The 26045-nt window shown below is 45.4% G+C and carries 20 protein-coding genes; 10 read left to right on the top strand and 10 right to left on the bottom strand.

Annotation, left to right across the window (positions count from 1 at the left end; genetic code table 11):
* Positions 1–97 precede the first annotated feature (97 nt).
* A complete protein-coding gene (locus VER99_RS16465; protein ID WP_020334211.1) occupies positions 98–1420 on the top strand; it encodes an MFS transporter in 1323 nt (440 codons plus the stop codon).
* Positions 1421–1630: 210 nt separating this feature from the next.
* Here the strand turns inward: VER99_RS16465 and VER99_RS16460 are convergent, their stop codons facing one another.
* Positions 1631–2521 (bottom strand): LysR substrate-binding domain-containing protein, encoded by an 891-nt coding sequence (locus VER99_RS16460; RefSeq protein ID WP_020334212.1) that lies wholly within the window; start codon positions 2519–2521, stop codon positions 1631–1633.
* A 114-nt stretch (positions 2522–2635) separates the two neighbouring features.
* Between VER99_RS16460 and VER99_RS16455 the strand changes: the two genes are divergently transcribed.
* Together VER99_RS16455 and VER99_RS16450 are read left to right on the top strand one after the other, a co-directional pair.
* On the top strand, positions 2636–3865 hold the full coding sequence (locus VER99_RS16455) for a M20 aminoacylase family protein (RefSeq protein ID WP_020334213.1): 1230 nt from the start codon (positions 2636–2638) through the stop codon (positions 3863–3865).
* 42 nt (positions 3866–3907) lie between these two features.
* Positions 3908–5320, top strand: coding sequence for a YfcC family protein (locus tag VER99_RS16450; RefSeq protein ID WP_020334214.1), 1413 nt, complete (start codon positions 3908–3910; stop codon positions 5318–5320).
* Between the two features lie 774 nt (positions 5321–6094).
* Here the strand turns inward: VER99_RS16450 and VER99_RS16445 are convergent.
* On the bottom strand, positions 6095–6547 hold the full coding sequence (locus VER99_RS16445) for an Lrp/AsnC family transcriptional regulator (protein WP_020334215.1): 453 nt from the start codon (positions 6545–6547) through the stop codon (positions 6095–6097).
* A 155-nt stretch (positions 6548–6702) separates the two neighbouring features.
* On the opposite strand from VER99_RS16445, the gene VER99_RS16440 reads away from it, so the two are divergent.
* From VER99_RS16440 to VER99_RS16425, 4 genes are all read left to right on the top strand, one after another.
* A complete protein-coding gene (locus VER99_RS16440) occupies positions 6703–7749 on the top strand; it encodes an ornithine cyclodeaminase (RefSeq protein WP_024372791.1) in 1047 nt (348 codons plus the stop codon).
* Positions 7750–8078: 329 nt separating this feature from the next.
* Positions 8079–9533 carry a Na+/H+ antiporter NhaC gene (nhaC, locus tag VER99_RS16435; protein ID WP_020334217.1) on the top strand — a complete coding sequence of 485 codons (1455 nt, stop codon included), beginning with the start codon at positions 8079–8081 and terminating at the stop codon, positions 9531–9533.
* 534 nt (positions 9534–10067) lie between these two features.
* Positions 10068–11042, top strand: a complete 975-nt coding sequence (locus VER99_RS16430; protein ID WP_020334219.1) for an amidoligase family protein — start codon at positions 10068–10070, stop codon at positions 11040–11042.
* The gene (locus VER99_RS16425) at positions 11015–11680 is read left to right on the top strand and encodes a gamma-glutamyl-gamma-aminobutyrate hydrolase family protein (RefSeq protein WP_020334221.1); all 666 of its coding nucleotides are present in this window, start codon (positions 11015–11017) and stop codon (positions 11678–11680) included. Before VER99_RS16430 ends, VER99_RS16425 begins: the two co-directional genes overlap by 28 nt.
* Before the next feature lie 37 nt (positions 11681–11717).
* Here VER99_RS16425 and VER99_RS16420 read toward each other — a convergent pair whose 3' ends face one another.
* Entirely contained in the window at positions 11718–12596 is an 879-nt protein-coding gene (locus VER99_RS16420) for a helix-turn-helix transcriptional regulator (RefSeq protein ID WP_020334222.1), read from the bottom strand.
* A 514-nt stretch (positions 12597–13110) separates the two neighbouring features.
* Positions 13111–14025 carry a DMT family transporter gene (locus VER99_RS16415; protein ID WP_020334223.1) on the bottom strand — a complete coding sequence of 305 codons (915 nt, stop codon included), beginning with the start codon at positions 14023–14025 and terminating at the stop codon, positions 13111–13113.
* A gap of 96 nt (positions 14026–14121) precedes the next feature.
* On the opposite strand from VER99_RS16415, the gene VER99_RS16410 reads away from it, so the two are divergent.
* Positions 14122–15051 (top strand): LysR family transcriptional regulator, encoded by a 930-nt coding sequence (locus VER99_RS16410; RefSeq protein ID WP_024372793.1) that lies wholly within the window; start codon positions 14122–14124, stop codon positions 15049–15051.
* A gap of 105 nt (positions 15052–15156) precedes the next feature.
* On the opposite strand, the gene lhgO is transcribed toward VER99_RS16410, so the two are convergent.
* The gene (gene lhgO, locus VER99_RS16405; protein WP_014233865.1) at positions 15157–16392 is read right to left on the bottom strand and encodes an L-2-hydroxyglutarate oxidase; all 1236 of its coding nucleotides are present in this window, start codon (positions 16390–16392) and stop codon (positions 15157–15159) included.
* Positions 16393–16489: 97 nt separating this feature from the next.
* The gene (glaH, locus tag VER99_RS16400) at positions 16490–17446 is read right to left on the bottom strand and encodes a glutarate dioxygenase GlaH (protein ID WP_014233866.1); all 957 of its coding nucleotides are present in this window, start codon (positions 17444–17446) and stop codon (positions 16490–16492) included.
* 430 nt (positions 17447–17876) lie between these two features.
* Here glaH and VER99_RS16395 point away from each other — a divergent pair, with 430 nt between their 5' ends.
* Together VER99_RS16395 and VER99_RS16390 are read left to right on the top strand one after the other, a co-directional pair.
* Entirely contained in the window at positions 17877–18818 is a 942-nt protein-coding gene (locus VER99_RS16395) for a TAXI family TRAP transporter solute-binding subunit (RefSeq protein ID WP_020334225.1), read from the top strand.
* A gap of 13 nt (positions 18819–18831) precedes the next feature.
* On the top strand, positions 18832–20736 hold the full coding sequence (locus VER99_RS16390; protein ID WP_020334226.1) for a TRAP transporter permease: 1905 nt from the start codon (positions 18832–18834) through the stop codon (positions 20734–20736).
* A gap of 64 nt (positions 20737–20800) precedes the next feature.
* Here the strand turns inward: VER99_RS16390 and VER99_RS16385 are convergent, their stop codons facing one another.
* The 4 genes from VER99_RS16385 to VER99_RS16370 form a co-directional block, all read right to left on the bottom strand.
* Positions 20801–21688 (bottom strand): LysR family transcriptional regulator, encoded by an 888-nt coding sequence (locus VER99_RS16385; protein ID WP_020334227.1) that lies wholly within the window; start codon positions 21686–21688, stop codon positions 20801–20803.
* 176 nt (positions 21689–21864) lie between these two features.
* Entirely contained in the window at positions 21865–22185 is a 321-nt protein-coding gene (locus VER99_RS16380) for a DUF1840 domain-containing protein (protein WP_020334228.1), read from the bottom strand.
* A gap of 282 nt (positions 22186–22467) precedes the next feature.
* Positions 22468–24810, bottom strand: coding sequence for a penicillin-binding protein 1B (mrcB, locus tag VER99_RS16375; RefSeq protein WP_020334229.1), 2343 nt, complete (start codon positions 24808–24810; stop codon positions 22468–22470).
* 186 nt (positions 24811–24996) lie between these two features.
* Positions 24997–26028, bottom strand: a complete 1032-nt coding sequence (locus VER99_RS16370; RefSeq protein ID WP_020334230.1) for an aldo/keto reductase — start codon at positions 26026–26028, stop codon at positions 24997–24999.
* Positions 26029–26045: the final 17 nt, after the last annotated feature.

Raw genomic sequence — 26045 nt, 5'->3', positions numbered from 1 at the left:
TTTTAATAACGTAAAAACACAAAATAAAGAACATGCAAGGAGAGCACAATGAACAACGAATTACAGCATCTTACCAACTCAAAAGGGGTAGCTGCGTATGAGTAACATTAATGTCAATGAAGCTGTCGACAACGCGAAATTTAACCAATTTCATTGGAAAGTACTCTTTTGGTGTACTTTGATTATCATTTTTGATGGTTATGATCTTGTTATCTATGGCGTTGTTTTGCCTAAATTAATGAGCCAGTGGAACCTCGACCCTTATGTTGCAGGCATGCTGGGAAGCGCCGCATTGTTTGGTATGATGTTCGGCGCAATGGGTTTCGGCATGTTATCGGACAAGCTTGGCAGGAAAAAGACCATACTGATGTGTGTGGTACTGTTTAGTGCCGTTAGCGCGATTAATGGCTTAGCTAGCACACCATGGCAGTTCGGTATTCTGCGTTTTATTGCTGGGTTGGGTATAGGTGGCGTGATGCCTAACGTCGTTTCACTCATGACAGAATACTCACCGAAAAAAAGCCGAAGTACATTAGTGGCGTTGATGTTTTCTGGTTATGCTGTCGGCGGGATGATGTCAGCAGGGTTGGGGATTTGGATTGTACCTCGCTTCGGCTGGGAAATAATGTTCTTCCTTGCAGCGGTCCCTCTAGCACTGCTTCCTCTGATGATTAAATATTTACCGGAATCGCTGACATTCCTAATTACGCAGAATCGTGAGCAAGAAGCCCGAGAGCTACTCGCTAAGGTAGAGCCTAGCTGCGATATTAATCAGGACTCAGTACTCGTTGTCTCATCAGCTGAAAAGGCACAAGCACCGGTATTAGAACTATTTCGTGACGGACGAATGTTTAGCACCCTGATGTTTTGGACGGCATTTTTCTGTTGTTTACTGATGGTTTACGCACTAGGTTCTTGGCTGCCAAAACTTATGTCCGTGGCTGGCTATGGATTAAGTTCAAGCCTGATGTTCTTAATGATCCTCAATGTTGGTGCGATTATCGGGGCTGTCGGTGGTGGATGGCTTGCGGATAGGTTCTCTTTACGTTCTGTACTGGTATGTTTCTTTATTCTTGGCTCTATTTCGCTGGTCATGCTTGGCTACAATAACCCAACTTGGGTGCTTTATACTCTCGTAGGTATCGCTGGAGCCGCGACCATCGGTTCGCAGATTTTGTTGTATGCGTATGTCGCTCAATACTACCCAACAAACATCCGCTCTACAGGCTTAGGTTGGGCATCTGGAGTTGGTCGTAATGGTGCTATTTTTGGTCCTATGGTGGGCGGCACACTTTTAGCTATGGCTCTTCCTCACCAAGTGAACTTCCTGGTCCTTGCTGTTCCTGGGATCATCGCTACTATTTCTATGATTTTAGTCGATCGTAACTTTAGTAGTAAGCCACTTTCCGTAGAGGCTTAATTAGAAATACATTAACCCGGCACGCATGTGCCGGGATTTTTAGTTGGATAATGGTGATTATCCACTTGGAATTCAGTTCAGTGGAGCTACCTGAATCAGATACTGACGTGATAGTACGGAGCGGCGATATACATTTAGGGACTCAGGTTATAAATTGGACTTCCAATTTAATATGTCCTTTAGAATAAATGACATTCAAATTTTCAGTGCCTACTGGCTAATATGACGCCGGAACAAGTTGGCAAGTTTCTGTGCCCCCGGACTCAGGGGTGTCCCCTTGAGCTTGAGCAAGCCCAAAGCATGTGACGGAAAGGTAGGCAATCCGTCAAAACCCGCTAAACCACAACCGGAGAGGGGGTCGGTAAAGAAGATACGGGGACCAAAACCCACCAGATCTGTGCGGCGGATAAGTTCAGTCATCAGGAAAGGAGAGTCACAGTGGACAATACGCTGTGATAAAGGCACACCTGCAGATTCAAGCCAGCTCACTAACTGCTGGGCCGAGCTGCCTGTTGCGAGGCTGAGTACCCACCGGGCAGATAACATCTGCGACCAGTCAGAGGCTCCTAGTAGAGGGTGCCCCTCCCGCGCCACAGGTTCAGATAAAATTTGGGTCAAGGGTTCGAAGACGATCTCGTATGGTAACTGCTCCGGCTCGGCGACGGCAATGGCAAAGTCAAGGTCGCCTTCCATCAAGCCGGGTAGCACTGTAGGCAGCATACCCTCGACAAATCTAAGGCTGACATCGGGTAACTCTTTCTCAAACTCATTAAGCACCGTTGCCAGTGCGGTTGTGGCAACGGAAGAGGTCACAGCTACGTTTACCCGCATTCCAATCCCGCCCTGTAACCAGCGTATCTCATCTCGTGCTTTATCTAGGGTTGATATCGCTAGGCGCGCCCGAGTCAATAAGGTTTTTCCCGCTGGGGTGAAGTCGACACCGCGATAACTGCGAATCAGCAACTGTGCACCCAGATCGGCTTCTAATTCACGTAAGGCCTTAGTTAGCGCGCTCTGGCTGAGATGAAGCGCTTTTGCAGCTGCGCGAATCGAGCCCTCTTCAGCGACTTTCAATAAAGCTTTGAGCTGATGATCTTTCATTTTATGTGAACACCATAGGTTGTCACCAGGCAAAATTTTCTGCCTTTTTACTATCACTATAGACGGATACTATTACGCCATGATCATGAAAGTCTATATTTACAGGTGGTTATTATGATAATTCACTCAAAGATTACACCAGATAATGAGCAGATGAGGGATTGGCGCCGCCAAATTCATCAGTATCCGGAGCTGGGGTTTGAAGAGTTCGCAACCAGTCAGCTGGTGGCTGAGCTGCTTAAGGACTGGGGTTATGAGGTCCATACCCGTATAGCGGGTACTGGAGTCGTTGGTGTATTGCGCTGGGGAGAGGAGCCGGGACTAAGCTTGGGACTGCGTGCCGACATGGATGCGCTGCCTATTCAGGAAGCCACCGGACTGCCTTGGGCCAGCCAAGTCGCGGGCAAAATGCATGCTTGCGGTCATGATGGCCACACCGCCATCTTGTTGGGGGTTGCCGAGACGATCGCACGCTTACACCGTACCAAGCAGTTGCCTGGCAGTGGCACCCTCCATTTAATCTTCCAACCTGCTGAGGAGATGGGGTTTAATGGTGGGGCTGAGCGAATGATAGAGGACGGCCTGTTCGAACGTTTCCCCTGTGATGGACTCTTTGCACTGCACAACTTCCCTGGTATCCCCACGGGCAAACTCTGTTTTCGTGAAGGAGCCTTTATGGCTTCATCAGACACGGCTAAATTGACCTTTACCGGAAAAGGGGGCCACGCTGCTCTGCCGCATCTAGCGCAGGATCCAACCTTGCCAGCTGCAGCTACGCTTTTGGCGCTTCAGAGTATTGTTGGGCGCAATGTAGATCCCAATCAGATGGCGCTGATTAGTGTGGGTCGAATTCAAGCCGGGACCTCGGCCAATGTAATTCCCAACACGGCTGAGCTGGAGCTCAGTATCCGTACCTTGGCCCCTGAGGTTCGCGATGCCCTCGAACGCCGAATTCATACTCTAGCCCAGTCACAGGCTGAAGCCTTCGATTGCCAATGTGAGGTTGAATATGACCGTGGCTACCCTGTGTTGAAAAATGATCCAGAGATGACCCGGTTGGCCATCGATACAGCCAGGAAGTTATTCGGTGACGACTGCGTCGATGCATCCATACAACCCCTAACCGGTAGCGAGGACTGCGCCTATCTACTGGAGCGGGTGCCCGGTTGTTATTTCCTGGTCGGTAACGGCGACAACGGTCACAACGCCGGCGTCAGGACGGGACCATGCTGCGTGCACAATCCGCATTATGATTTCAACGACGACTGCATGCCAGCCGCGGCCAATTTCTTGGTCGGCCTTGTATCTCGCTATTTTAGCGAAAGCCCCCACGCTGAAGCGTAAATTAATAATATGAAGATTATACCCGACAATCAGGAGGTCACCATGAATCCAAAATCACCCCAGCCGCTCAACGGTGGATACGTAAAAAAACGCCGTTGGTTCAGCGAGTTTCCTGACCCCATGGTGCTTATCTTTCTTGTGTTGGTCGGCGTGTACCTACTGACTTTTATCATTCCGGCGGGTCAATTCACACGGGAGCTAGTGGATGGCTACAACCGTGTAGTTCCCGGTTCTTTTGAGTATTTGGAGGGTGTTGCAACGCTGAGTTTTTTCCAATTGTTCCTGGCTATTCCTCAAGGGATGATTAATGCAGCCCAGTTTCTGTTCATCGTGTTTATCGCCGGCGGTATGTTCCATGTTCTCAAGGGTACCGGTGCACTGGAAAATATGATTGGTGTTATCGCCAATAATCTTGGGGCAAACGACAGTATCAAAAGCCGTAACTTAATTCTCACACTGGGGACCTTCATTTACGGTTTTTTCGGTGTTGCGGTAGGCGGTGAAAATAATATCGCTCTCGTACCTATAGGAGCGCTGATTGCTTCCGCCATTGGCTGTTCACGACTGGTTGGGGTCACCATGGCAGTTGGTGGGATCGGAGTGGGATTTGCCCTGTCGCCAATCAGTCCTTATACCGTGGGTGTAGCCCAGAGCATAGGTGAATTGCCGCTTTTCTCAGGCTGGGAACTACGTTTGTTGATGGTCGTGACCTGTCTGGCAATCCTATCGGCCTATATTTGTTTCCGTGTGGTCAAGATGGAGTTCGATGATGATCAACCGGTAGAAATGAGCAAGGCACTGCATGAGTACCGAATATCACGTCAGGATGTGATCATTCTGGTAATTTTCTTGGCCGGGCTGGCGATCATGCTAACCGGGGTATTCTCGCTTGGCTGGTATATTAAGGAAATCACTGCAATTTTCTTGATGATGGCGATTGTCATCGGTCTCGCTTCAGGCCTGAACGCCAATCAACTGGTCCGTCAAATGATGGATGGTGCGGCATCTGTGACCTCGGGAGCACTAGTGATTGGCCTAGCGGCATCGATACAGGTCATTCTTAACGATGCTTATATTGTCGATACTATCGTAAGCTCCCTGAGCTCTATTCTTGAAGGGACACCTGTGGCTCTGGCTGCCGTTATGACCAGCGTCATTCAGGGGGTGATCAACCTATTCATTCCTAGTGGCTCTGCCCAAGCACTGGTTACTATGCCGATCCTTATTCCGGTGGCTGATTTGATCGGCATGAGTCGCCAGTTGATGGTCACCGCGTTCCAAATTGGCGACGGCCTAACCAATCTGTTCATCCCTACGGCTGGCGGTATCTTGGCTATGTTGGCTCTGGGGCGTGTATCCTACGCTCGCTGGCTACCTGTCATTCTGCCGATCATAGTTCCCATGTACGTCATATGCTGGGTGATGATGGTGGCGGCCTCCTATATGGGTTATTGATCGAATAAGTACTCGCCCCTCCGAAAGAGTAAAAGCGTCCGGAGGGGCGGGCTTCAGCAAACGTTTTGGCGGTCTGCCCACACTAGAGTTGTACCAGTAGAGGAGTTAAGAAAGGTGTGTTTTTATTAGCGGCAAAGACCAAAGGTGCGATACACTGAAAAATTTTGTCCTTAAGTGTCAGAACAAGAGCAGAAATAAAACTTGTTGTGATGAGGACTGCTGAGACTCTAGCTGACATTTTCGCCTATTTTAAGCAAATAAGATGTCATTTTACTTTCTCTAATCTGGTGGAAACGGCTTAGATCTATATTTCTAAATTGTTTCTGCCCCAAAGAGTGCAATAGCGTCAAATCGGTCCGTGTGAGTTGAAATGCAGAGTTGATTATCACTATGCTGACTTTTTGTACGTGGTCTGTAGTATTGTGTCTAAGACAATTGGCTTTGATATTTGTACTTTATTTGCATGTTTACGTGTTAAAGTCGTTTTTAATCAATGACTTGTATTGGGTTTTTAGTAAATACCTGGCTTCAAGTCCCTATCTATCCTCCACGTTCGAAAGTCTCGTCGTCAGACTGGGCTTTTTTCATTTTGGAGATAGGTAAATTGAGTATGAGGATTGACCACCATACTCAGAAGAATTCAAAGGTGAAGCAGTCAAACAGTTTGCTGAAAAAGTTCAAAGCGTTGCCGGTGTTGGAATATATACCGTGGCTAGAGTAGTGATGGCACACTTAATCTCTGCTGATTGATCGAGAGACTAAGCGTGCCAAATATCATATGTGCTGATTGCCGATGCGGTGAGAAGACAGCAATATACTGGTTTCTGAGGTAGAAATACCGTTAATCTCTCTGATCCGGCACAGCACACTGTCAAACTCTTCCAGCGAGCGTGCTTGCAACTCCAATACCATATCCCAACGCCCGTTCGTTGAGTGAATAGCGCACACGCAGGGCTCACTCATCAGCTCTGCTCGTACCTTTCTGGAGGTATCTCTTTCCAGCACAATGCTCATCAACGCCCTGACCATCGCGAGTTGCTCATTGACACCACTTGAAACCAGAGTGGTATAGCCATTGATGATTCCCCGTTTTTCCAGCCGAGTCATACGGTTTTGAATAGTGGCACGGGAAACGCCAACGGTTTTTGCCAGCCAGGCGACGGGCAAGCGAGCATTCATTCTCAGGTGGCCTATCAGCTGGCGATCTATGTGGTCGATAGAATCCATGTATATCCTTTTTCCTACCTGAATATATCAAACTGGTAGCAAATGTTATCATATTGATAACTAAGTTATCAATTTATATGTATTTTGTGTCTATTATTTAGCGTTGCGACCCACGATAATGACGTCATCAAAAGCGTACTTGTTGTGAGGAAAATATGACCCGATTTATTGATGTTGATTGCCTTAGCCGGCATGTAGGTGCTGTAGGTGCCGATAGATTCATGGAAAAACTAGTGGCGTTTATCGAGCAGGATTTCCTTCGCTGGAAAGATTTTGACAAATCGGCCAGACTAGCAGCTCACAGCGACATCGGTGTAATAGAACTAATGCCAGTTGCCGATGCTCAGCAATATTCTTTCAAATATGTGAACGGTCATCCTGCCAACACCGAGAAAGGTATGTTGACGGTCATGGCATTTGGTGTGCTGGCTGATGTAGACACCGGTTATCCGGTTCTGCTTTCTGAACTGACGTTGACCACAGCCCTACGCACGGCTGCCACCTCGGTGATGGTCGCAAAAAAACTGGCCAGAAAAAACTCCCGTACCATGGCCCTGATTGGCAATGGCTCTCAAAGCGAGTTTCAGGCTCTGGCCTTCCATAAGCTGCTAGGGATCAGTGAAATACGCTGTTTTGACGTTGATCCGCTGGCAAGTGAAAAACTCAAGCGTAACCTTCGCAAAGTGGAAGGTCTAACCATCACCATCTGTAATTCGGCGAAAGAAGCGGTCAAAAATGTCGATATCATCACTACTGTTACCGCAGATAAACGTCTAGCTACCATTTTGACCCCGGACATGGTGGCGCCCGGTGTGCATATCAACGCCGTGGGGGGAGACTGCCCCGGAAAAACCGAGCTACACATGGACGTTCTTACACAAGGTAGAATATTTGTTGAGTTTGAGCCTCAAAGCCGTATTGAGGGCGATATTCAGCAACTGCCGGCAGAGCACCAGGTGACCGAGTTTTGGGAAGTACTTAGTGGCACTAAGCCAGGAAGAACGTCCGATGAGGAAATTACAATCTTTGATTCGGTTGGTTTTGCATTAGAAGATTACTCAGCGCTGCGCTTGCTACTTGATATTTCCCAACAAAACAATTTGGGTGAGTTAATCGATTTGGTTCCGAAACCTGACAACTCAAAAGATCTTTATGCATTGTTATATCAGGATGAGAATGTTGAATTAATGCAGGCTGTTTAATGAAAATATTAAGACATATTTAGCTGGACACCAAAACCCAACTTAGCTTCGCTCTTATTGGATATTGAATACAAGTGGGCCCGGGGAGTTATTTCTTGGGTCCATTGTAAATTGTTATTAATTAACGAGCTAGATAGGAAGTATTCGTATAATTAATAAATGGAAGACCAGTGAAACTTCAAGAAAAATAATATCGATGCTATTTTTTATCGGACAATAAGATAGTTACTAAATGTTGTTTGATAATTTAATTTTTACATGGATTTTACTAATTTCACAATTCAATTCTTTGTGAAATTTATACTCAATAATTAAGAGTAAGAGGGATTATGAATAACGATACTCCAAAAATACCCTTCACCATGGCAATTTTTCCGATCATCCTGATGGTTGGTGCCATGTTAGTAACTATTGTCATATTTGAAGGTAGTCCACATATACCTCTTGTATTTGGCACCATGACCGCAGCGCTGGTCGCCTGGATGCATGGTTATAAGTGGCAGCATATAGAAGATAGCATCTACAGTGGCATCAAACTGGCTCTCCCCGCCGTCGTAATCATTCTGCTGGTTGGTATGGCCATAGGTGCTTGGATTGGTGGTGGCGTTGTAGCAAGCATGATTTACTACGGGTTGCAAATACTGTCTCCATCTCTGTTTCTTGTTTCCATTACTCTTATCTGTGCCATAGTGTCTATTGCCATCGGTAGTTCGTGGTCCACCATGGGCACCATTGGTGTTGCTGGTATGGGCATTGGTGTCAGTATGGGTATTCCCTCCCCTATGGTTGCAGGAGCCGTGATATCCGGTGCCTATTTTGGGGACAAGATGTCTCCCTTGTCCGATACCACCAACCTGGCCGCGGGACTAACCGGCACCGATCTTTTTGAGCATATTAAACATATGTTCTACACTACCGTACCCGGCCTGTTGATTGCCCTAACCGTATACTGGTATCTGGGCCAGAGCTTATCTGCTGGCGACGCCGAGTTTGAACAAATCAGCACGACAATGGCCATATTGCAGGACAACTTTGTTATTTCTCCTTGGCTATTGTTAATCCCAGTCTTCGTGATTTTTCTCGTCACTCGGAAGGTTCCAGCCCTGCCAGCCTTATTCGCGGGTATTTTGTTAGGTTTTCTGAGCCAGATCTTCATTCAGGGTGGCTCTGTGGCGGAAGCAGTGAAAGCACTACAAGTCGGCTTCAGCATTGAAACTGGTAACGACATGGTCGACGGCCTGTTCAATCGGGGCGGCTTGGAATCTATGATGTATACGGTCTCCATGACCATTGTCGCCATGACTCTGGGAGGGATACTTGAAAACACAGGAATGCTGAAATCTATTGTTGAAAAAATAATCAGCTCATCTAAGTCGGCAAAAAGCCTGATCCCAACCACTATTTCTTCCTGTTTTCTGACCAACGCAACCTGTTCAGAGCAGTATATCTCTGTCGTTGTGCCTGCAAGAATGTTTGCCAGTACCTATCAGGAAAAGGGGCTGCACTCTAAGAATCTGTCCAGGGCACTGGAAGATGGCGGTACCCTGACCTCCGTGTTTATTCCCTGGAATACCTGTGGCGTCTTTATCCTTGCCACTCTTGGGGTTGGTGCCTTTGAATACGCTCCCTATGCAATACTTAATTTTGTGGTTCCCATAATATCCATCATCTTTGCGTTGACCGGTTTTTCCATTGCTCAGTTGCAAAATACCAATGACGAAACACACAGTCACAGTGAAATACGTGATGGTGTTGATACACAAAGGCAGCAAACTAATATCTGACATTGATAGTTACGTCAGATAAATAATGGCTTACTTTAGGTCATACAATTGATGAGCAATTCATGGAATGGATTGTTCATCTTATAAAGAAGTGTTTGAAGTTTTTAACGTATCTCTAAATATCACGGATCTGGACTATCTTAATCTTATGATCATTCATAGCCTTCAACCATTGCCTCATGTCGGTATTGAAGACCGATTTTAGGATTACCATTATCTAAAACAACCAATCGTGCGCACATGGAAAACAATACCGACATTGATTTTGTGATATCAGCGAAGACATAAAAATGTTAAATGATATGCACAGGATCCAAGAGTAGAGTGATGTCAGCGCTGTCACTGTCTAACATAAAAATAACTTAATTTCAGTTGGTTAAACGAAGGGGTAGAAAGGTAAGAAGCCTTGCCATTCTGTTTGATTGTTCTAGGTGAAAAAAGATCTGAGGTTTTTTGCAGTGGCATTTTATGTTACGAATAGTACTGTTGAATAAACGATTTTCGAATCTGTAATCATCATAAGTGGAGGCAATTATGGCATTTAAAACTCCGCCTTTAACGACGACAGAAGCTAAAGAAGTTCGCCGTGTTGGGTTTGAGATCGAATTTACCGGTTTAACCATAGGGGACGCCACCCAAATACTGCAAAAGGTTTTTGGTGGTGAGCTAGAGCAAAAGTCCGCGGTAGAATACGTTTTACATACGCCTGAATACGGTAAGTTTAAAGTTGAATTAGACTGGGAGTTTCTTAAAAACACGGCGCTGGAGGCGAAAGTCAAAGATGATGGACACGAGTGGGTGGATTTTTTACATCAACTGGCGTTATCCGTGGTTCCATTGGAAATCGTATCTCCTCCATTCCCACTTGATGAGCTGGAAAAATTGGATGCGCTTATTCCAGCATTGCGTGATGCTGGTGCTAAAGGAACCGATGATTCAGTTGTTGCGGCTTTTGGCGTCCATATTAACCCAGAACTACCATCGCTAGATGTTCAGACGGTCCACTCCTATTTGCAAGCATATGGGTTACTTCAATGGTGGCTAAATGAAGCGCACGACGTTAATTTGGCGCGAAAAATCAGCCCTTACATCCAGTTATATTCTGAAGATTATGTTGAACTACTTCTCGACAAGACCTATACGGATATGGATGCGTTGATCGATGATTATCTTCTTCATAATCCGAGCCGGAACCGTGCATTAGATATGCTTCCACTATTTGCCTTTATTGATGAAGAAAAAGTGAATAATGCTGTGAAGGATAGCAAAGTAAATCAAAGGCCTACATTTCATTACCGCTTACCCGATTGTTTGATTGAAAATACAAATTGGAGCTTCGCGATGTCCTGGAATATATGGTATCTGGTCGAGGCTTTAGCTGCCGATACGAAGGCACTGGACTTTTTATCTCGTCGTTTTAAAGAAATGTCTCTGCCGCTTATCGGTGTAAAACGTAGTGATTGGGTTAAGGAAGTCAGTCAGTGGATAAAAAGCCGAGAATTGGGGTAACAGGTAACCATCGTAGTTGGTCTCCATCGTGGTGGTGTACAAAACTCGCGCTCATACTAGCAGGCGCAAAACCTGAGAGAATCAGCGTTAAGCACCAGAGATCAGGGAAACCACTCGATGGTCTGATCATTGGCGGCGGTGATGACATTGACCCTGAACACTATGGTGGCGAAGCCAGTGAGCGGGATGAATTTGATCCTGAACGCGATAAGCTAGAGATAGAGTGGATAAAATGGGCGCTAGAAAACGAGGTTCCCATTTTGGGGATATGTCGCGGCGCACAACTGGTGAATGTTGTGCATGGTGGCAACCTGTATGCGGATATCTCGACGCTACGTAAGCGGACCTATAATCGTCCGGGCTTGCTACCTACTAAGCAAGTGTTCGTCGATAGAGAGTCAGATCTGTTTTCTTTGTGTGGCAAGCCTAAGTTGAGGGTAAATAGCTTGCACCATCAAGCTGTAAAAGATGTTGGGGATGGCTTACGTGTTGCGGGGCGAGATCTGGACGGTTTTATTCAAGCGATCGAGAGCACGCATTCCCGGCCTATCAGGGGTGTTCAGTGGCATCCCGAGTATATGTTTTACCTACCTAGTCAGTTTAAGTTGTTTCGCTGGTTAGTCAGATTAAGCCGCTAATTATAACCACCAAAGCTATAAATAATGTCTTTAAATATTATTTACTGGATTTTTGATAGCGTTTCATAGCTAATCGATATTCTTTTGGCGTAACGTTTTTATAGTTTTTAAACTGACGATTGAAGTTCGCTTGATTGATGTATCCTACTTTTTCTAGGATTACTCGTATTGGATAGTCGGTGTAAGCGAGCATATCACAAGCTATATTTAAGCGAATTTTCTTTAATCTTTGGCTAAAGCTTTCGTTAAAGTGTTGTGCAAACAGTCTTCGCACACTGCTTTCGCTTAAAAATAAATGGTTGGCCAGATCTTGAAGTGAAATATTCTCGTTAAAATGAGTTAATAAGTAAGATTCTGCTCTTTCAATCTTATCATCGACTCGTTTTTTCTCATCGTTTGTTGCATTGATGATAGGGTTTATTAATCGCACGGTATTATTATCCGCGATTAATAGGCAAAAAATTTCAATTAAAATTGCAAATTGGTTTGGGGGAGGAAGTTCAAGTACATTCGAAAGCAATTTGACAACTTTGTCTCCCGTTTGTGTGGAAAATTGTAAACCTTGGTTAGCCTTTTCCAGTATTTCTTTTAGTGGGGTTAACTCTTGGCAATGGTGAATCAGTTGTTCGATCCAGGATTTTTGAAACCAAATAACATGAGTTTCACACTGACCATCGTTAATCACTGAGTCTGAATAGATGGCGTGAGGTAACCCAGGGCCGATAAGAATCGTGTGGTTATTCTGTATTGCACTATTATAATTTCCTACAAAACAACTACCTAAAAAATTGCGGTGAATTGCAATTTCATATTCCTCATGGCAATGCCAGTCGTAACTCTTTTGAGGCTCGACAATTTTTAAGTAGCGCCAAGAAGCACCTATTCGCTGTGGAACACGCTCTAATTTACGTTTCATAATATATTCAAAAAATATTTATTAATCACTTACTTCAAGAACAATAACAAAATCTAAGCGGAAAGTACTTATAGTTGAACGAATCGCACTCCTACTAAAAATCTCTGACTACTAAAATGTCGTTATCCAATCAACGTAAGGGTACTTCATTATGGTAATTTCAAACAAAATTAAAAAAATGATTGCGGCCAACCGCAAATTATGGATAAAAGAAATGGTATACGGATATCGTATTCCTCGAGATTTTCTCTGGAGGCATTATGGTTATCAATCCCAATGGGAACTGGAAAAGGATTTGATGTACTCTTTCCAAAACCTATCTGAATATCAAAACTAAGCTTGATAATCGGAGTGACTAAAATCCTCAACAACATATGCAGATTAAAGGGTATTTTACATAGTTATTTTTAGAGCTTATTTAGGCCATATGGAATACCCTTTCTCTTAACATCCACTTAATTTTAAATGATGGCTTCCAAACATTCGTCACTTTAGTTGATACGAACCCTGTGACCTAATGCTCCGAGCCTAGTTTACTCAACGAAGCGCTCAGTACCGTAATAAGGAGAATCGCTGCACCTAACCATTGAACGCTGGTTAACACTTCATTCAGCCATAGTAGGGAGAAAATAGCGCCAAACAGAGGTTCACTTCCCATAAGCAGTGACGCTTTGGTCGGAGATATTTTCCGTACCGCATAATTTTGTGCATAGAAGGCAAACAATGTACAAAACAGAACCAGAAAAGAAGTCGTAAGCCAAAATTCCGGAGCCTGTGGGAGGAGGGCTTGAGTGGTGGGCTCATGAGATACAATACTGATTAAGTAGGCATTAAATGCAACAATGAATGACTGAATACACGTTAGAGTGGTATTGGTTATCTGTTTTCCATGAGTCAGTTTCTTTGTCATGATGACCATAACTGCCCTCAATGCCGCCGCACACAGAATATAGATATCCCCCTGATTGAATGTAATTTTGAAACCGTGGTTATTGGTTAACATGAGTACACCTGCTGTACTGAATAAGCACAGCCACATCAGTGTTCGATTTGGTTTTCTTCTTCCTGTTAAGGTTTCCAGAAGCAGGGTAAATATGACATTCAGGCTGATTAGAAATGCTGCGTTAGAAGCGGTTGTCTGACTAACTCCATAGACTTCAAAGAAGAAGATCGCCGCAAGGATGGCTCCAGTCGGTAGGGCGACTGGCCAATCTCTGTTTTTGCTATGAACAAAGTCCCCGATCATCATTGGGAGTAGCAGTAAAAACGTCCACCCAAAGCGAATCGCAATAAAAATGGACACCGTTGTATAGGTAATGGCACTTTTTGTTAGGCCATAACTTGTCCCCCAAACAATGGCGACTAACAGAAGCAGTAGTTCGGGGATATTGAACAATGAAAGCCTTTCTCTTATCGCTAAGCTAGACACATCTTTTCCTTATAAACCTTGTATGAATTGACTCGAACAATATCCACTAGTACGTTATGTGAAACAATGGATAGATTTGGAAAGGACTGTTGCGCTGTGGACACAAATAAGCTCATCGCTTTACTGCCGGAAATGGCCGTTTTTGTTGTCGTTATTGAAGAAGGGAGTTTTTCTAAAGCAGCGGAAAAGCTCGGTGTTGCGCCTTCATCTGTGAGCCGTTCCATCTCTAAGCTGGAGAATGCTTTGTGCCAAAAGCTCCTTGAGCGTACTACCCGAAATATGCGGTTAAGCATTGCGGGAGAAGAAGTTCACGGATTATGTATGGATATGCTTAAATCTGCGAGATTAGCGACAGATGCTGCTTTTTCCTCTCAAAGCGAGGTTGCTGGTGAAATTAGAATTGCCGCCCCCAGAGCCTTGGCCAGCCAAGTACTTTCGCCGTTAATTCTGGACTTCTTACAAGAATATCCCAACGTCTCGGTACATTTTGTTGTTGAAGACCACTTTATTGATCCTATTGGGCATGAAGTCGATATGGTGATACATATTACCGATAAACCAGTCGAAGGCTTAGTTGCCAAAGAATTAGGGACGAATCGATTACTCATTTGTGCTAGCAAGAGCTATCTGGAAAAATTTGGCTACCCTAGGAGCCCTGAAGAGTTGTCTGCCCATCAATGTATTCGTTTGGGTGAAAGTCCTGTCGACAGGAAATGGGTCTTTGGTCAACAAGGCGTGATTCGTACCGTTAATATCGATGGGCGACTTGCGGTCAATCATACCGAAATCCGTAAAGAAGCTGTTTTACGAGGGATGGGTATTTCGATTTTCCCTGAGTTTTCCATTGATGCGTTGATACAGTCCGGGGACGTTGAGGCGCTATTTCCAGAATGGGAAGTAAAGGGAAGTTATCAGGGAAAGATAGTCGCTCAGTATCCTCAATCCAGATTCATTCCTCGTCAGTTAAAAGTGCTGGTGGAGTACCTTCACAGTAGGTTGAGTGAAACAGCAGTGAGTTCTGACTGATTTTTATTGCTCGATTGCGGGCATCGACAAATGCATTGTGATTAGTCATAAGTGTCAGTTGTTGAAGATCGACCCGCTACCAATCGGTAACGGGCGTGATGAATTTTAAGCCGCGTCCGAGAGAGTCGTGGCCGTTTTTTCAGCCACTTTATCGCAGATGTAGTTGCCGATAGGAATTGCGGAAGTCGCGGCTGGAGAAGGCGCATTACAGACATGCAGTGAGCGCGGGCTTTCAGCAAATAGGAAGTCGTGCACTAAAGAACCATCTTTAAGAACGGCCTGAGCACGGATACCTGCGGGATAAGGCTGGAGATCGCTGACTTCTAGCATCGGACAATATTTCTGCACCATTTTCAGGTAACCAGGTTTCCACCAAGAGTTCCAGGTTTCTGCTAACCCCGTTTTTAAGTGCTTAAAGCTCACTTTCCAGAAACCAGCAAAGGTCACCATATCTCTGATATCACGCAGGGATACATTGAACTTTCCATATCCTTCTCTTTTCCATCCTTGTACGGCATTAGGACCAACAGTTACGCTGCCATCAATCATCCGCGTCAGATGCACACCAAGGAAAGGTAAGTCTGGATCTGGAATTGGATAGATGAGGTGGTTGACGATCTGGTTGTATTTCGCTGGCAAGCGATAGTACTCTCCGCGATAAGGGACGATTTGAAAATCGGTGTCTATATTGAGCATGCGCGTGATGCGATCGGCCATCAGTCCAGCGCAAGTGATTAGAAATTGGGCATGGTAAGTGTGGGAAGTGTTACCATTTCGACAGTGCAGAATAATACTGTCGGCGGTTTCTTCAATATCCTGAACTTCCGTTCCCAGTTTCAGTTCGCCCCCACAGGCTTTAAACTCTTCCGCCATTTTCTTCGTGACCAGACGATAGTTAACAATGGCAGTCGATTTGACGTAAATAGCGCCGTTGCCGGTAATATTCGGCTCTCGTTTTCGCAGTTCAGCTTCATCAAGCAGCTCTGCTTCAATTCCATTTTGCGCACAGCGTTCATACAGGGCTTGCATTCGCTCATATTCTGTCTGGTTTGTTGAAACCAACAATTTGCCGCATTGATCGTAAGGTATGTCATGCTTTTCACAAAAACTGATCGTCTTTTCAACCCCTTCTCGACAGAACTGGGCCTTCAGGCTGCCAGGTTGGTAGTAAACACCAGCGTGAATAACACCACTGTTATGTCCGGTCTGATGCATGGATACTTCTGATTCTTTTTCTAATACCAAAACACGTGCGGTTGGGTAGCGCTGCTTCAGTTGCCATGCTGTTGATATTCCGACAATTCCGCCTCCGAGAATCACATAGTCGTACGGCTTTTCCATTGAAATCTCCAAAATAGTAGTGCCCGTGTTATTGCACACGGGCTAATTATTGTTATTTAGTTTGGTGGTGCCAGACCGTTCCCTGGCTCAGTAACATTTAGCGTGAAAATGAACCTCTCTGGCGAAGTAGTTCACGACTTAGATCTGGGTGCGGGACAAATTTATCTCGTCCGTGTAGCCAACGATGGTTGTGAACAACCAGCATAGAACCGACGTTGACACGTACATTGAAACAGTTCGGATCATTTTCAAGAGACTCACCAATTTCATACAGGTACAAACCTTCACGTCGATTTTTAGGTTTCGCAAATTGGTCAATGAACAGGAAGTGTGGTTTACCTTCTGCATCTTCTTCAAAAAATACAGGGTGCTCAATGTCATAACCGGTATTTTTGCTTGGTGGCGCGCCCCAAGTAATGTCTTGCTTCGCCATTGGATGATTATAGAATTTGTCTAGGTCCTGCCAGTCATCAAGATGCAGTAACAGCGAATCGCCGCCTTGCATGTTGCTCTCTTCCATTTTCATCATCAATACGAAATCCGTGCGTTCATCGACGTAGGTACCGTCGTTGTGCATTTCCATACGGCGGTGAGCCTGACGTAGGTAGCTGTCACTGTCGTCAACATTACGCACAGTAAAACGGGCATAATATTTACCGTACATGGCATCAAAGTTTGGCAGACCAATCATGTGCGAAATTGCCGTAGAGAGTTTGACGAAGTAACGACGTTGGATCTCGGTGTCTTCATATTCTGCTCGTACTTCATCACAAGCTTCGAGAAGAAATGCGCCTTGATTACGATCATCCATAATCTGAACAAGCAGCTTACCGAGTTGATAGTCGGATGCTTTATCCAGTGCTTCCGCTACAGCAAAGCGAAGAAATGGCTTGTACTCAATGGCTTGAAGATCCCACTCACAAGTCAGATCATTAAACTTCTCTAATAAGTCCTTTCCAAGAGTAATCACCTGCAAACGGCCATTTACCGGATGTGGGTTAACGGTGATGCCTTGTAGTTCTGAATTTACGCTGTCTTTGATGCTTAGTGTCATGGTTATTCCTTTTATTTCAGCAAAAGATGTCCCAGTTCAGCTTTTGATTCTTAGTGGTAGATATTGCTTGTCTACCACTTGGTGTTGAGCGGCCTAATGGGGAGCATCTTGTTTATCCGTGGTTCTTTACTGTTGCAAAAAGGTTAACAGTGTTGGTCCTATATGTTCAATATATCGAAAATATACTTTCAATCTATAAAATAGATGGATTGCGTATCTAGCCGGGCGAAAATGCCGTTTTCGTTCACTTTTATTAATAAAAGAGATTCCTTTCATCACTTATTGATATTGAAAACGCCATTTTTCATCTTTTTTGCAGCAACTTTTATTTATTAATATCTCAAAAGCCAGGATTCGGGTTTGTCAGTGTTGTTAATGGTGTGTAAAAGCCGACATGGAGTATTTATAAGATCAATAACGTGAGGACATTATGAAAAAAACAATTAAAACGCTGCTGCTATTTTCCATGTTAAGTGTTGTGGGTGGTGCTCAGGCAGAAAATTACACCATAGGTACAGGAAGCCAGAGTGGGACTTACTATCCATATGGTGGCGTTCTGGCAAAAATCTGGAGCGATAACTTACCTGATTTTAATATGCGAGTTGAAGTAACGGCGGCTTCAGTAGAGAACACCATCAAAGTGGTTCAGGATAAGCAATTGGTAGGTCTCGCGATGGGTGACGTCGTTATTCAGGCTCAAGAAGGAAGCAAGCCGTTTTCACGCGCACTAGATGTTGCGGTACTGACGGCACTTTATCCAAACGTTGTGCAGTTTGTCGTGCGTGCAGATTCGGATATTTATTCACTGAAAGATTTAAAAGGGAAAACTGTCTCTCTGGGCGCGCCAGGTTCAGGCACCAGAGTGAGTGCGAGAAGTATTCTTTCTGCACTGGACCTTGATGAAGACGGTATGAATGTTCAGTCACTTAACTTCTCCGCGACCGCTGAAGCTCTTGCGAATGGTCAGATTGATGCCGGGGTTTTTGTCGGTGGTACTGGGCTGGGCGCGATCACTGAATTGGCTCTGACACGAGATATTCGCGTGCTTAATTTCTCCGCTGAAGACATGAAATCTATCATGGGTGCGCTTCCTGCGTATCAGTCAGTGCAGGTAGAGCAGGGCGTGTATAACGGTGTAGAAAGCTTTACGGCACCAGCTGTTTGGAACGTTTTGGTCGTTAATCAGCGACTTGACGAAGAGTTGGCTTACAACATGACCCGCTTAATTTTTGAAAACGCGTCAGCATTACAAAACTCACTCAGTGTTGCAAAATTCACCACGGTGGAAAATATGAACCAGCTAAGCGCTGTGTCTCTGCATCCGGGTGCCCAAAAGTATCTTCAAGAGCAGCAGAGTAAGCAAGCGCAGTAGGGCAGGTCAGTGAATGAAAGACAATAGAAACTGGAACCTGTTGGTTACCGAGCGTCTGATTGCTGTCGCTGCCATCTTTGCTGTGTCGTTATCTGCATTTCAGATTTGGCAAGGCATTACAGCGTCGTTAGCTGCGCCCACATTTCGCCCAATTCATATTAGTTGGGTGCTGGTATTGGTATTTTTGGTTAAGCCGACATTCTCTTTAAACAGAACAACGTTAGTCTACCTGCTTGGGAGAATGATCGATCTGTGTTGCATGGTACTTACCATCTGGGCAACCTGGCGTATTAGCGTGTTCGATTACGATGATATGAGCTTTCTGATGGATGGTCTTCAGCTGACGGATATATTCGCAGGCGTAGTCGTCATCGCGATGTTGCTTGAAGCGACGCGACGTACTGTTGGTGCCGTGATGTCTTGGTTGGCAATCGTCTTTATTCTCTATGCAATGTTTGGCTCACACTTACCGGATGCCATCGCAAGTAAGAGTTTTTCTATTGAAGAGATGATTCGCTTCCATATTTTCTCGACTAACGGCGTGTACGGAGCACCATTGGGAATTGCCGCAGGCGTGGTGTTTACCTTCGTGCTATTTGGTGCCTTTCTTCAGGTTACCGGAGCGGGGCAATTTTTTATCGACTGTGCCTTCGCTTTGGCTGGTAAGTATCGCGGTGGTCCGGCGAAGGCAAGCGTGATCGCTTCTGCTGCGCTGGGTTCGATTTCTGGTTCAGCCATTGCGAATACGGTTACGACGGGCTCGCTGACCATTCCGATGATGAAAAAGCTAGGTTACCGACCAGAGCAGGCGGCTGGCATTGAAGCGGCGGCGTCAACCGGTGGGCAAATTATGCCGCCAGTGATGGGGGCTGGAGCCTTTGTTATGGCGCAGTTTACCGGCATCGCTTACTCAGAGATCCTTCTGGTTTCGATTGTTCCTGCCATTCTCTACTTTCTTTCAACGTTGCTTTATATCCATTTGATGGCGTGTAAGCTCGGCTTGAAAGGTATGGCGCAAATAGAGAGCATCAAAATTGTTCTGGTCCGAGGCTGGCACTTCTTAGCACCATTAGTCTTTATTACGGTGCTATTGATGTTAAGTTACTCGCCTGTTCTGGTCGGAATTGCAGGGTGTGGCGCTATTCTTGCTGCGGCTATGGTGCGTAAATCGACGCGAGTTTCATTGAAGCTGATCTTACAGGGAATGAAGGAAGGGGCACTGATGGCTCTGCCTATCTCTGTGGCTTGTGCTTGCGCAGGTATTATCGTTGGTGTGATTGGACAAACTGGTATTGGTCTGCAATTCACTCAGTTCCTGCTTGCCATGTCGGGCGGTCAATTATGGTCGGTTCTCGGTCTGGTGGCGTTAGCTGCGTTGGTTCTGGGAATGGGGCTACCTGTTACTGCTGCGTATATCGTATTGTCAGTGATGGCGGTACCAGCATTGACCGATTTAGGTGTTAGCCTGCTTGCCGCGCATATGATCGTTTTTTGGTTGTCACAGACCTCTAATATCACTCCGCCGATCGCTCTGGCCGCGTTTGCGGGCGCTGGTATTGCAAATGCGTCACCAATGAAATCTGCGATTCAGGCGATGAAGTTGGCGCAAGGATTCTTCTTAATTCCTATTATGATGGCCCACGGCAACCTCATCTGGTTTAAAGAATTCTCATTGTTCCCATTTGTTCTTTCAGTCATCTACACACTCGCATTGATCGTTGCGTTTGCGGGCAGTATTGAAGGTAGGTTGTTTAATCCTTTGTCGAAGGTGGCAAGGGGGATCCTGTTCGTCAGTGCGCTTGTGTTGGCATTTGGCGATAGTGATGTGATTAACATCGCGGCTACAGTGGGTATTCTTCTGGTTACCGTTTTGAACCAACTGAAAGTATTAACACCACTCAAAGCCAGAGCTGATTAGCGACATTTCTGGATAGTATTGCCCTCAGTCGTTCTCGGACGGCTGGGGGCATTTTTATAGCTCGCTATTTGATTCTTTTGGGTTGATACCACTCTTCCATAAACTTCAAAAACGCACGCGATGCATTAGACAGGTAATGGCTGCTTTTCCAGCCAATACCAAATTCGACTTTAAGTGCGGGATTAAATGGTACGCAAACCAATGGCTCATTTTCTTGCACTATTCGTCTCAGGCATGTGCTGACACCGGCTTCTTTCTTAACTAAGGCTTTCACGAGTTCGATTAAGTTGGTCTCAAAGCGTATATCTGGTTTTAAGTTGTGCTTTCGGCTGTAACGACTGACGGCTTCACGCAGCAAATATCCTTCCCGAAACAGAATAAGCGGCTGCTCGCAGAATTGTTCCAGCGTTACGTTCGATAATTGGGCAAAAGGGTGGCTCTCATTGACGCAGGCAACGATTTCTTCTGGGCACAACGAGACGTATCTCAGTTGATCAACGGGTTTATCTGTGCGGACGAATGCCAAGTCTAAAGCGCCTTCTAAAAGCATTTTTTCCAGTGTTGCCGTGCCGTGTTCCTGAACATGAATACGAATATTAGGGTAGGCTTGGTTAAAGGCTGACAGTGCTTCAGGGAAAAAATAAGACCCAAGCATCGCAGAAACACCAAAATCGATCTTGCCGCGTTCGAGCCCTTTTAGCTCATCCATTTCAATCTGGGCGAGTTCAACATCTTCCAAAATCCTTCGCGCATGGAACAGGAATCTCATGCCATCAGAGGTGAGCTGAATCTGTCTGCTGCTTCGATTGATCAACTTCAGACCGATTTCTTTCTCTAATTTTTGCATGCTAACGCTGAGTGCTGACTGGGCAATATCCAGTTGGTCGGCAGTTTTGGTGAAGTTGCCGTTCTTAGCCAAAGCTACAAAGTACTGAAGACGTTTGATGTCCACGTGACGTTCCCATGAGGTTTATGATGCGAACAAAATAAAATGAAATATACATTCTGGCGATTGAAACATAGGCTACAATCACTTTTGGTTATTATGAAGAGAAAAGCAATTAAGAGAAGATTACGATCACAGTCTTAATGCTTCTGCCGTGGTTTATGGCAATATTTAGCGCTTGTTTACTGACTGTCCCACATCACGTCACATTGATCATCAATGGCAGATTTGAGCAGTTCAACAAGCGGCATTGCTCTATGACCTATCGATACGACCGGTTCTGATTGCTCGTCATCATCGTCTGCTTCTTGGACAGATTTGTTCTCTGCTTCTGCTGCTTTGGTCAGCGAAGCGGTTAATTTTGCGAGCGCTTCTGGCAGGTCTTGAGATGAGATCGAACCGGGCACAGTGCCGCTATGGCCCATCATTTTTATCATATTGAGGGCAATATCGCCGAACATGGTGATATTGGCATGGCTTTTACAGCGAAAGGTGATCAGCATGGCTCACTCCGGTTTTTCCTGATTATATTATACCAATCGTAGTAAATAACTGGTCATTCTAGCTTGTTAAAATACTCGATAACAGCGTTAACATTTTTGATTGTAGAGTAACTACTTATCGAAAAATGTTGCATTGTTCTCAAGCATTTTTCCTACGCTATTTCTGACCACTTACTCACTGTGATTGGTATTCGCCAGTTTAACCGGAGTTTACCTAAATAGTGGAGTTAATTCTTTGGGGATGCGGAAAGCGCGAACGCTCTCTTACTTAATCAATTAAGTTTAATCAAACAAGCTTTTAAAGAATCCACCGATTTGCTTCGGTGCTTCTGCTAATCCACGACCGATTTCTTTGAGGCCATCTTCCAAAGGCTGCAGGCAGTTAGGGCTCGTTTCTCCTGTTTCACTCCAAACAGGTAAACTGATTTCGCCAAAACAGCTTTCTCTTAATCCACCCTGACTATCAGTGCTGTAGTTTGCTAGCCCTATTTTCTCTGGCTTAGTTTGATCGATTGACTGGTAGCCGGCCTTTTTAAGGTAATCACCATAGATTCGTAACGGGCCACTCGATCCTGTCAAAGCAACTGGATTATTATCGTCGCGACCTACCCAAATAGTTACGACATCTTGGTTATCAAGCCCGACATACCAACTGTCACGCCCTTGGTTTGACGTACCAGTTTTACCCGCGAGGTGAGCACTGCGAGGTACGATCTGATTTAAGTAACGCGCGGTCCCTTGCTCGACGACTTGTTCCATTGCATACTCAATTAGCCAAGCCGCCTCAGGTTCCAATACTTTTTCTTGCTGAGGTTGATGACGATAAAGTTCTTGCCCATGTTCATCTAGCACCGCACTAAGTGCGAACAAGTTTTGTTTTTCACCCTGATTTCCCAACGCCTGATACATCTGAGTGACATTCAGAGGGGAAAGTGCCAGTGCACCCAGTAACATCGATGGCACTTGTGGGACTTGAGTCTCTTTGACGCCTAATGACACCAAGGTGTTGGTTACCTTATCTAAACCTATCGCCATACCTAGGTTCACGGTCGGAACATTGTAAGAGTGAGCTAGAGCTTGGTAGAGGCTCACCTGACCGCGATATTGGCGGTCGTAGTTTCTAGGCGACCACTTCTCATTATTTTGTGTTTGGATGGTAATTGGTTTATCCGCGAGGTTCGTACCTAACGCGTAGTGTTCTGGCTGTGCTAATGCCGTGACATAAACTGCTGGTTTTATCAGCGAGCCAATCTGACGCTCGGCATTTATCGCACGATTAAATCCATGGAAATTCGGCTGGCGGCTACCAATCATCGCGCGGATTGCACCGCTTCGTTTATCGGCAACGACCATCGCAGTTTCTAAAGACTGGCCTGCTTTCTTTTCTAAGTTGGGCATAACGTTGTAGACCGCTGCTTCTGCCTGACCTTGCACTTTAGGCTCGAAGGTCGTGAAAAGACGCAAACCGCGACCACTGTTGTAGTCGATGCCATTTTCTTTCAGTGATAGCTTTATGTAGTCGAAGTAAGGAGGCTCAGTGGTACTTCCTTTACCCTGAACAGCCAGTGACAATGGTTTCTGAACCGCGCGTTCGTAATCACTCGCTTCGAGATCGCCAGTGTCGACCATCATTTTTAGCACTAAGTCACGGCGAGCTTTTGCTCGTTCAGCGTAACGCCAAGGGTTGTAGTAAGACGGGCCTTTGACTAAGCCGACAAGTAACGCTTGTTGATCAAGGCTCAGCTCTGCTAACGGTCGACCAAAATAATGTCGTGATGCTAAAGCAAAACCGTGAATCGCATTTTGACCGTTTTGACCCAAATAGACTTGGTTTAGATAAGCATCAAGCAACTGCTCTTTGCTGTAGCGATAATCCATAATCACCGCTAAGTAAGCCTCTTTAATCTTACGAACCAAGCTGCGTTCGCGAGTTAAGAACAAGTTCTTCGCGAGCTGCTGAGTTAAGGTACTTCCGCCTTGTACGTTACGCCCCGCAGTAACGTTGGCTGCAAAAGCGCGGGCAATAGCGACAGGGGATACACCGTCGTGCTGATAAAAATCACGGTCTTCGGTGGCAAGTAACGCAGCGACTAATGTCTCTGGCATGTCATCTTTGGATACGTAAATTCGTTTTTCGGTGTTGTCACCGTCGAGCATCCCTAAAATTTGTGGCTCGATCTGCAGTACGCCGAGATCATATCCTAAGGTTTCATCGGTGATCTTAACAATGCGTTTGCCATTAAATCGAATGCTTGCCTGCTGCGCAGGTTGCTCACCTTCAGGAAAAACGAATGGTCGACGAATCAGCCTTATTGTCTGGCCAGAAATACTATATTCACCACTCTTTGTTGGCTGTGCGACTTTACGGTAATTTAGCTGATCCAACTCACTGAGCACATCTTTCTGGCTAACCTGCATAGCAGGGCTTAACACCAAGTGACGTGCATAAACAACATTAGGTAGTTGCCACATTTGGCCTTCAAACTTGCTCGCGACCAGGTTGTTGAACTGCACTCCGAAGTAAATAATCGCTATAAGGAGTAATACAGCGCCGGCGAAAAATACTTGAATCAGACGGCGGAACCAGAGTGTTTTCGATAGTGGAGACGGAGTGTTAGCAGACATCTTTGTTTATATTACGCGTTAAGGTTAGCCGTGAAGCGTAGCCTGATGTTTGTTCGCTTATGTCATTAAAACGTTAACAGTCTCAATTAAGGAACACAAAGAGCAGAGGGAAGGGGTTACTGAGTGGTTATGTAGGCGTTATATGCAAAAAAGCCCACCGAAGCGGGCTTTTGAATTCTATGAAAGTTAGGCTGTAACTGCTGAGCTTGCAGAAAACTCTTCAGTATCTATCTCAACTTGTTGAGCAGCGTTATAGCGAGTTCCAGAGACATTGTTGTTGTTGATGAGTTGTCCCATTTTTTCTAACAGGTCGCTAGACAAACTCACCGACGTTGCCGAAACATTCTCGGTGAGATGGTCGATATTCGTCGTGCCTGGAATAACATGAATATGATCGTGTTGATCCAGCACCCAGCGTAGAACGATGCTAGCCAGACTTGCTTTACTTAGCTCAGTGTCAGACTCTTGCTCGATCAATTGCGCCAGTTGTGTCACAAGGTGCTGGTTATGAGCAAAGTGCTCACTATCGAATCGAGGCATGTTGCGACGGATATCTTTCGGCGTAAAATTCGTCGGAGAATCGATTTTACCCGTCAAGATTCCACGCCCTAACGGACTAAATGCAACAAAGGCAGTCCCCAGTGCTTTACATGTTTCCAGCACTTTGATTTCAGGGTTGCGAGTCCAAAGTGAGTACTCAGATTGCACCGCTGCAATTGGGTGAACTTGAGCAGCTTTTGTTATTGTCGCTGCGGACACCTCTGACAAGCCGATTTCGCGAATTTTGCCTTCATCAACCAGTCTGCTTAGTTCGCCGACACTTTCTTCGATAGGGACGGTTTTGTCCCAGCGATGAAGGTAATAGAGGTCAATGACGTCTGTGTTTAGGCGTTGTAAGCTGTTCTCAATGTTTTTACGCAGCGCTTCAGGACTACCATTGATCTCTTTCTTACCTTCTTCGTTAATGAACATGCCACATTTGCTGGCCAACACATATTCATCTCTTCTATGCCCAACGGCTTTGGCCACCAGTTTTTCATTGGCACCGCCACCATATAATGTCGCAGTATCAAGATGGTTGTAACCGAGGTCCAAGGCATGGTTGAGTAAATGAATGCTCTGTTTCTCATCCGGTGGTGTTCCGTACGCATGAGAGAGGTTCATACATCCCAGACCAACAGGGTTACATAGAAATTGGCCAATTTTCCGTTGTTGCATAGTAAGATTCCTTAGCT

Source organism: Vibrio natriegens NBRC 15636 = ATCC 14048 = DSM 759, from assembly GCF_035621455.1.
Lineage (GTDB): Bacteria > Pseudomonadota > Gammaproteobacteria > Enterobacterales > Vibrionaceae > Vibrio > Vibrio natriegens.
The sequence above is the reverse complement of the archived record's forward strand: the minus strand, read 5'-3'. Positions and strand labels throughout refer to the sequence as shown.

Bases quoted from the DNA above. Each gene is read 5' to 3' on its own strand.
- lhgO (WP_014233865.1), bottom strand. From the start codon at position 16,392: ATGGAAAAGCCGTACGACTATGTGATTCTCGGAGGCGGAATTGTCGGA.
- VER99_RS16380 (WP_020334228.1), bottom strand. From the start codon at position 22,185: ATGCTGATCACCTTTCGCTGTAAAAGCCATGCCAATATCACCATGTTC.
- VER99_RS16440 (WP_024372791.1), top strand. From the start codon at position 6,703: ATGACCCGATTTATTGATGTTGATTGCCTTAGCCGGCATGTAGGTGCT.
- VER99_RS16390 (WP_020334226.1), top strand. From the start codon at position 18,832: ATGAAAGACAATAGAAACTGGAACCTGTTGGTTACCGAGCGTCTGATT.
- nhaC (WP_020334217.1), top strand. From the start codon at position 8,079: ATGAATAACGATACTCCAAAAATACCCTTCACCATGGCAATTTTTCCG.
- VER99_RS16455 (WP_020334213.1), top strand. From the start codon at position 2,636: ATGATAATTCACTCAAAGATTACACCAGATAATGAGCAGATGAGGGAT.
- VER99_RS16445 (WP_020334215.1), bottom strand. From the start codon at position 6,547: ATGGATTCTATCGACCACATAGATCGCCAGCTGATAGGCCACCTGAGA.
- VER99_RS16450 (WP_020334214.1), top strand. From the start codon at position 3,908: ATGAATCCAAAATCACCCCAGCCGCTCAACGGTGGATACGTAAAAAAA.
- VER99_RS16460 (WP_020334212.1), bottom strand. From the start codon at position 2,521: ATGAAAGATCATCAGCTCAAAGCTTTATTGAAAGTCGCTGAAGAGGGC.
- glaH (WP_014233866.1), bottom strand. From the start codon at position 17,446: ATGACACTAAGCATCAAAGACAGCGTAAATTCAGAACTACAAGGCATC.
- VER99_RS16430 (WP_020334219.1), top strand. From the start codon at position 10,068: ATGGCATTTAAAACTCCGCCTTTAACGACGACAGAAGCTAAAGAAGTT.
- VER99_RS16420 (WP_020334222.1), bottom strand. From the start codon at position 12,596: ATGAAACGTAAATTAGAGCGTGTTCCACAGCGAATAGGTGCTTCTTGG.
- VER99_RS16395 (WP_020334225.1), top strand. From the start codon at position 17,877: ATGAAAAAAACAATTAAAACGCTGCTGCTATTTTCCATGTTAAGTGTT.
- mrcB (WP_020334229.1), bottom strand. From the start codon at position 24,810: ATGTCTGCTAACACTCCGTCTCCACTATCGAAAACACTCTGGTTCCGC.
- VER99_RS16465 (WP_020334211.1), top strand. From the start codon at position 98: ATGAGTAACATTAATGTCAATGAAGCTGTCGACAACGCGAAATTTAAC.
- VER99_RS16370 (WP_020334230.1), bottom strand. From the start codon at position 26,028: ATGCAACAACGGAAAATTGGCCAATTTCTATGTAACCCTGTTGGTCTG.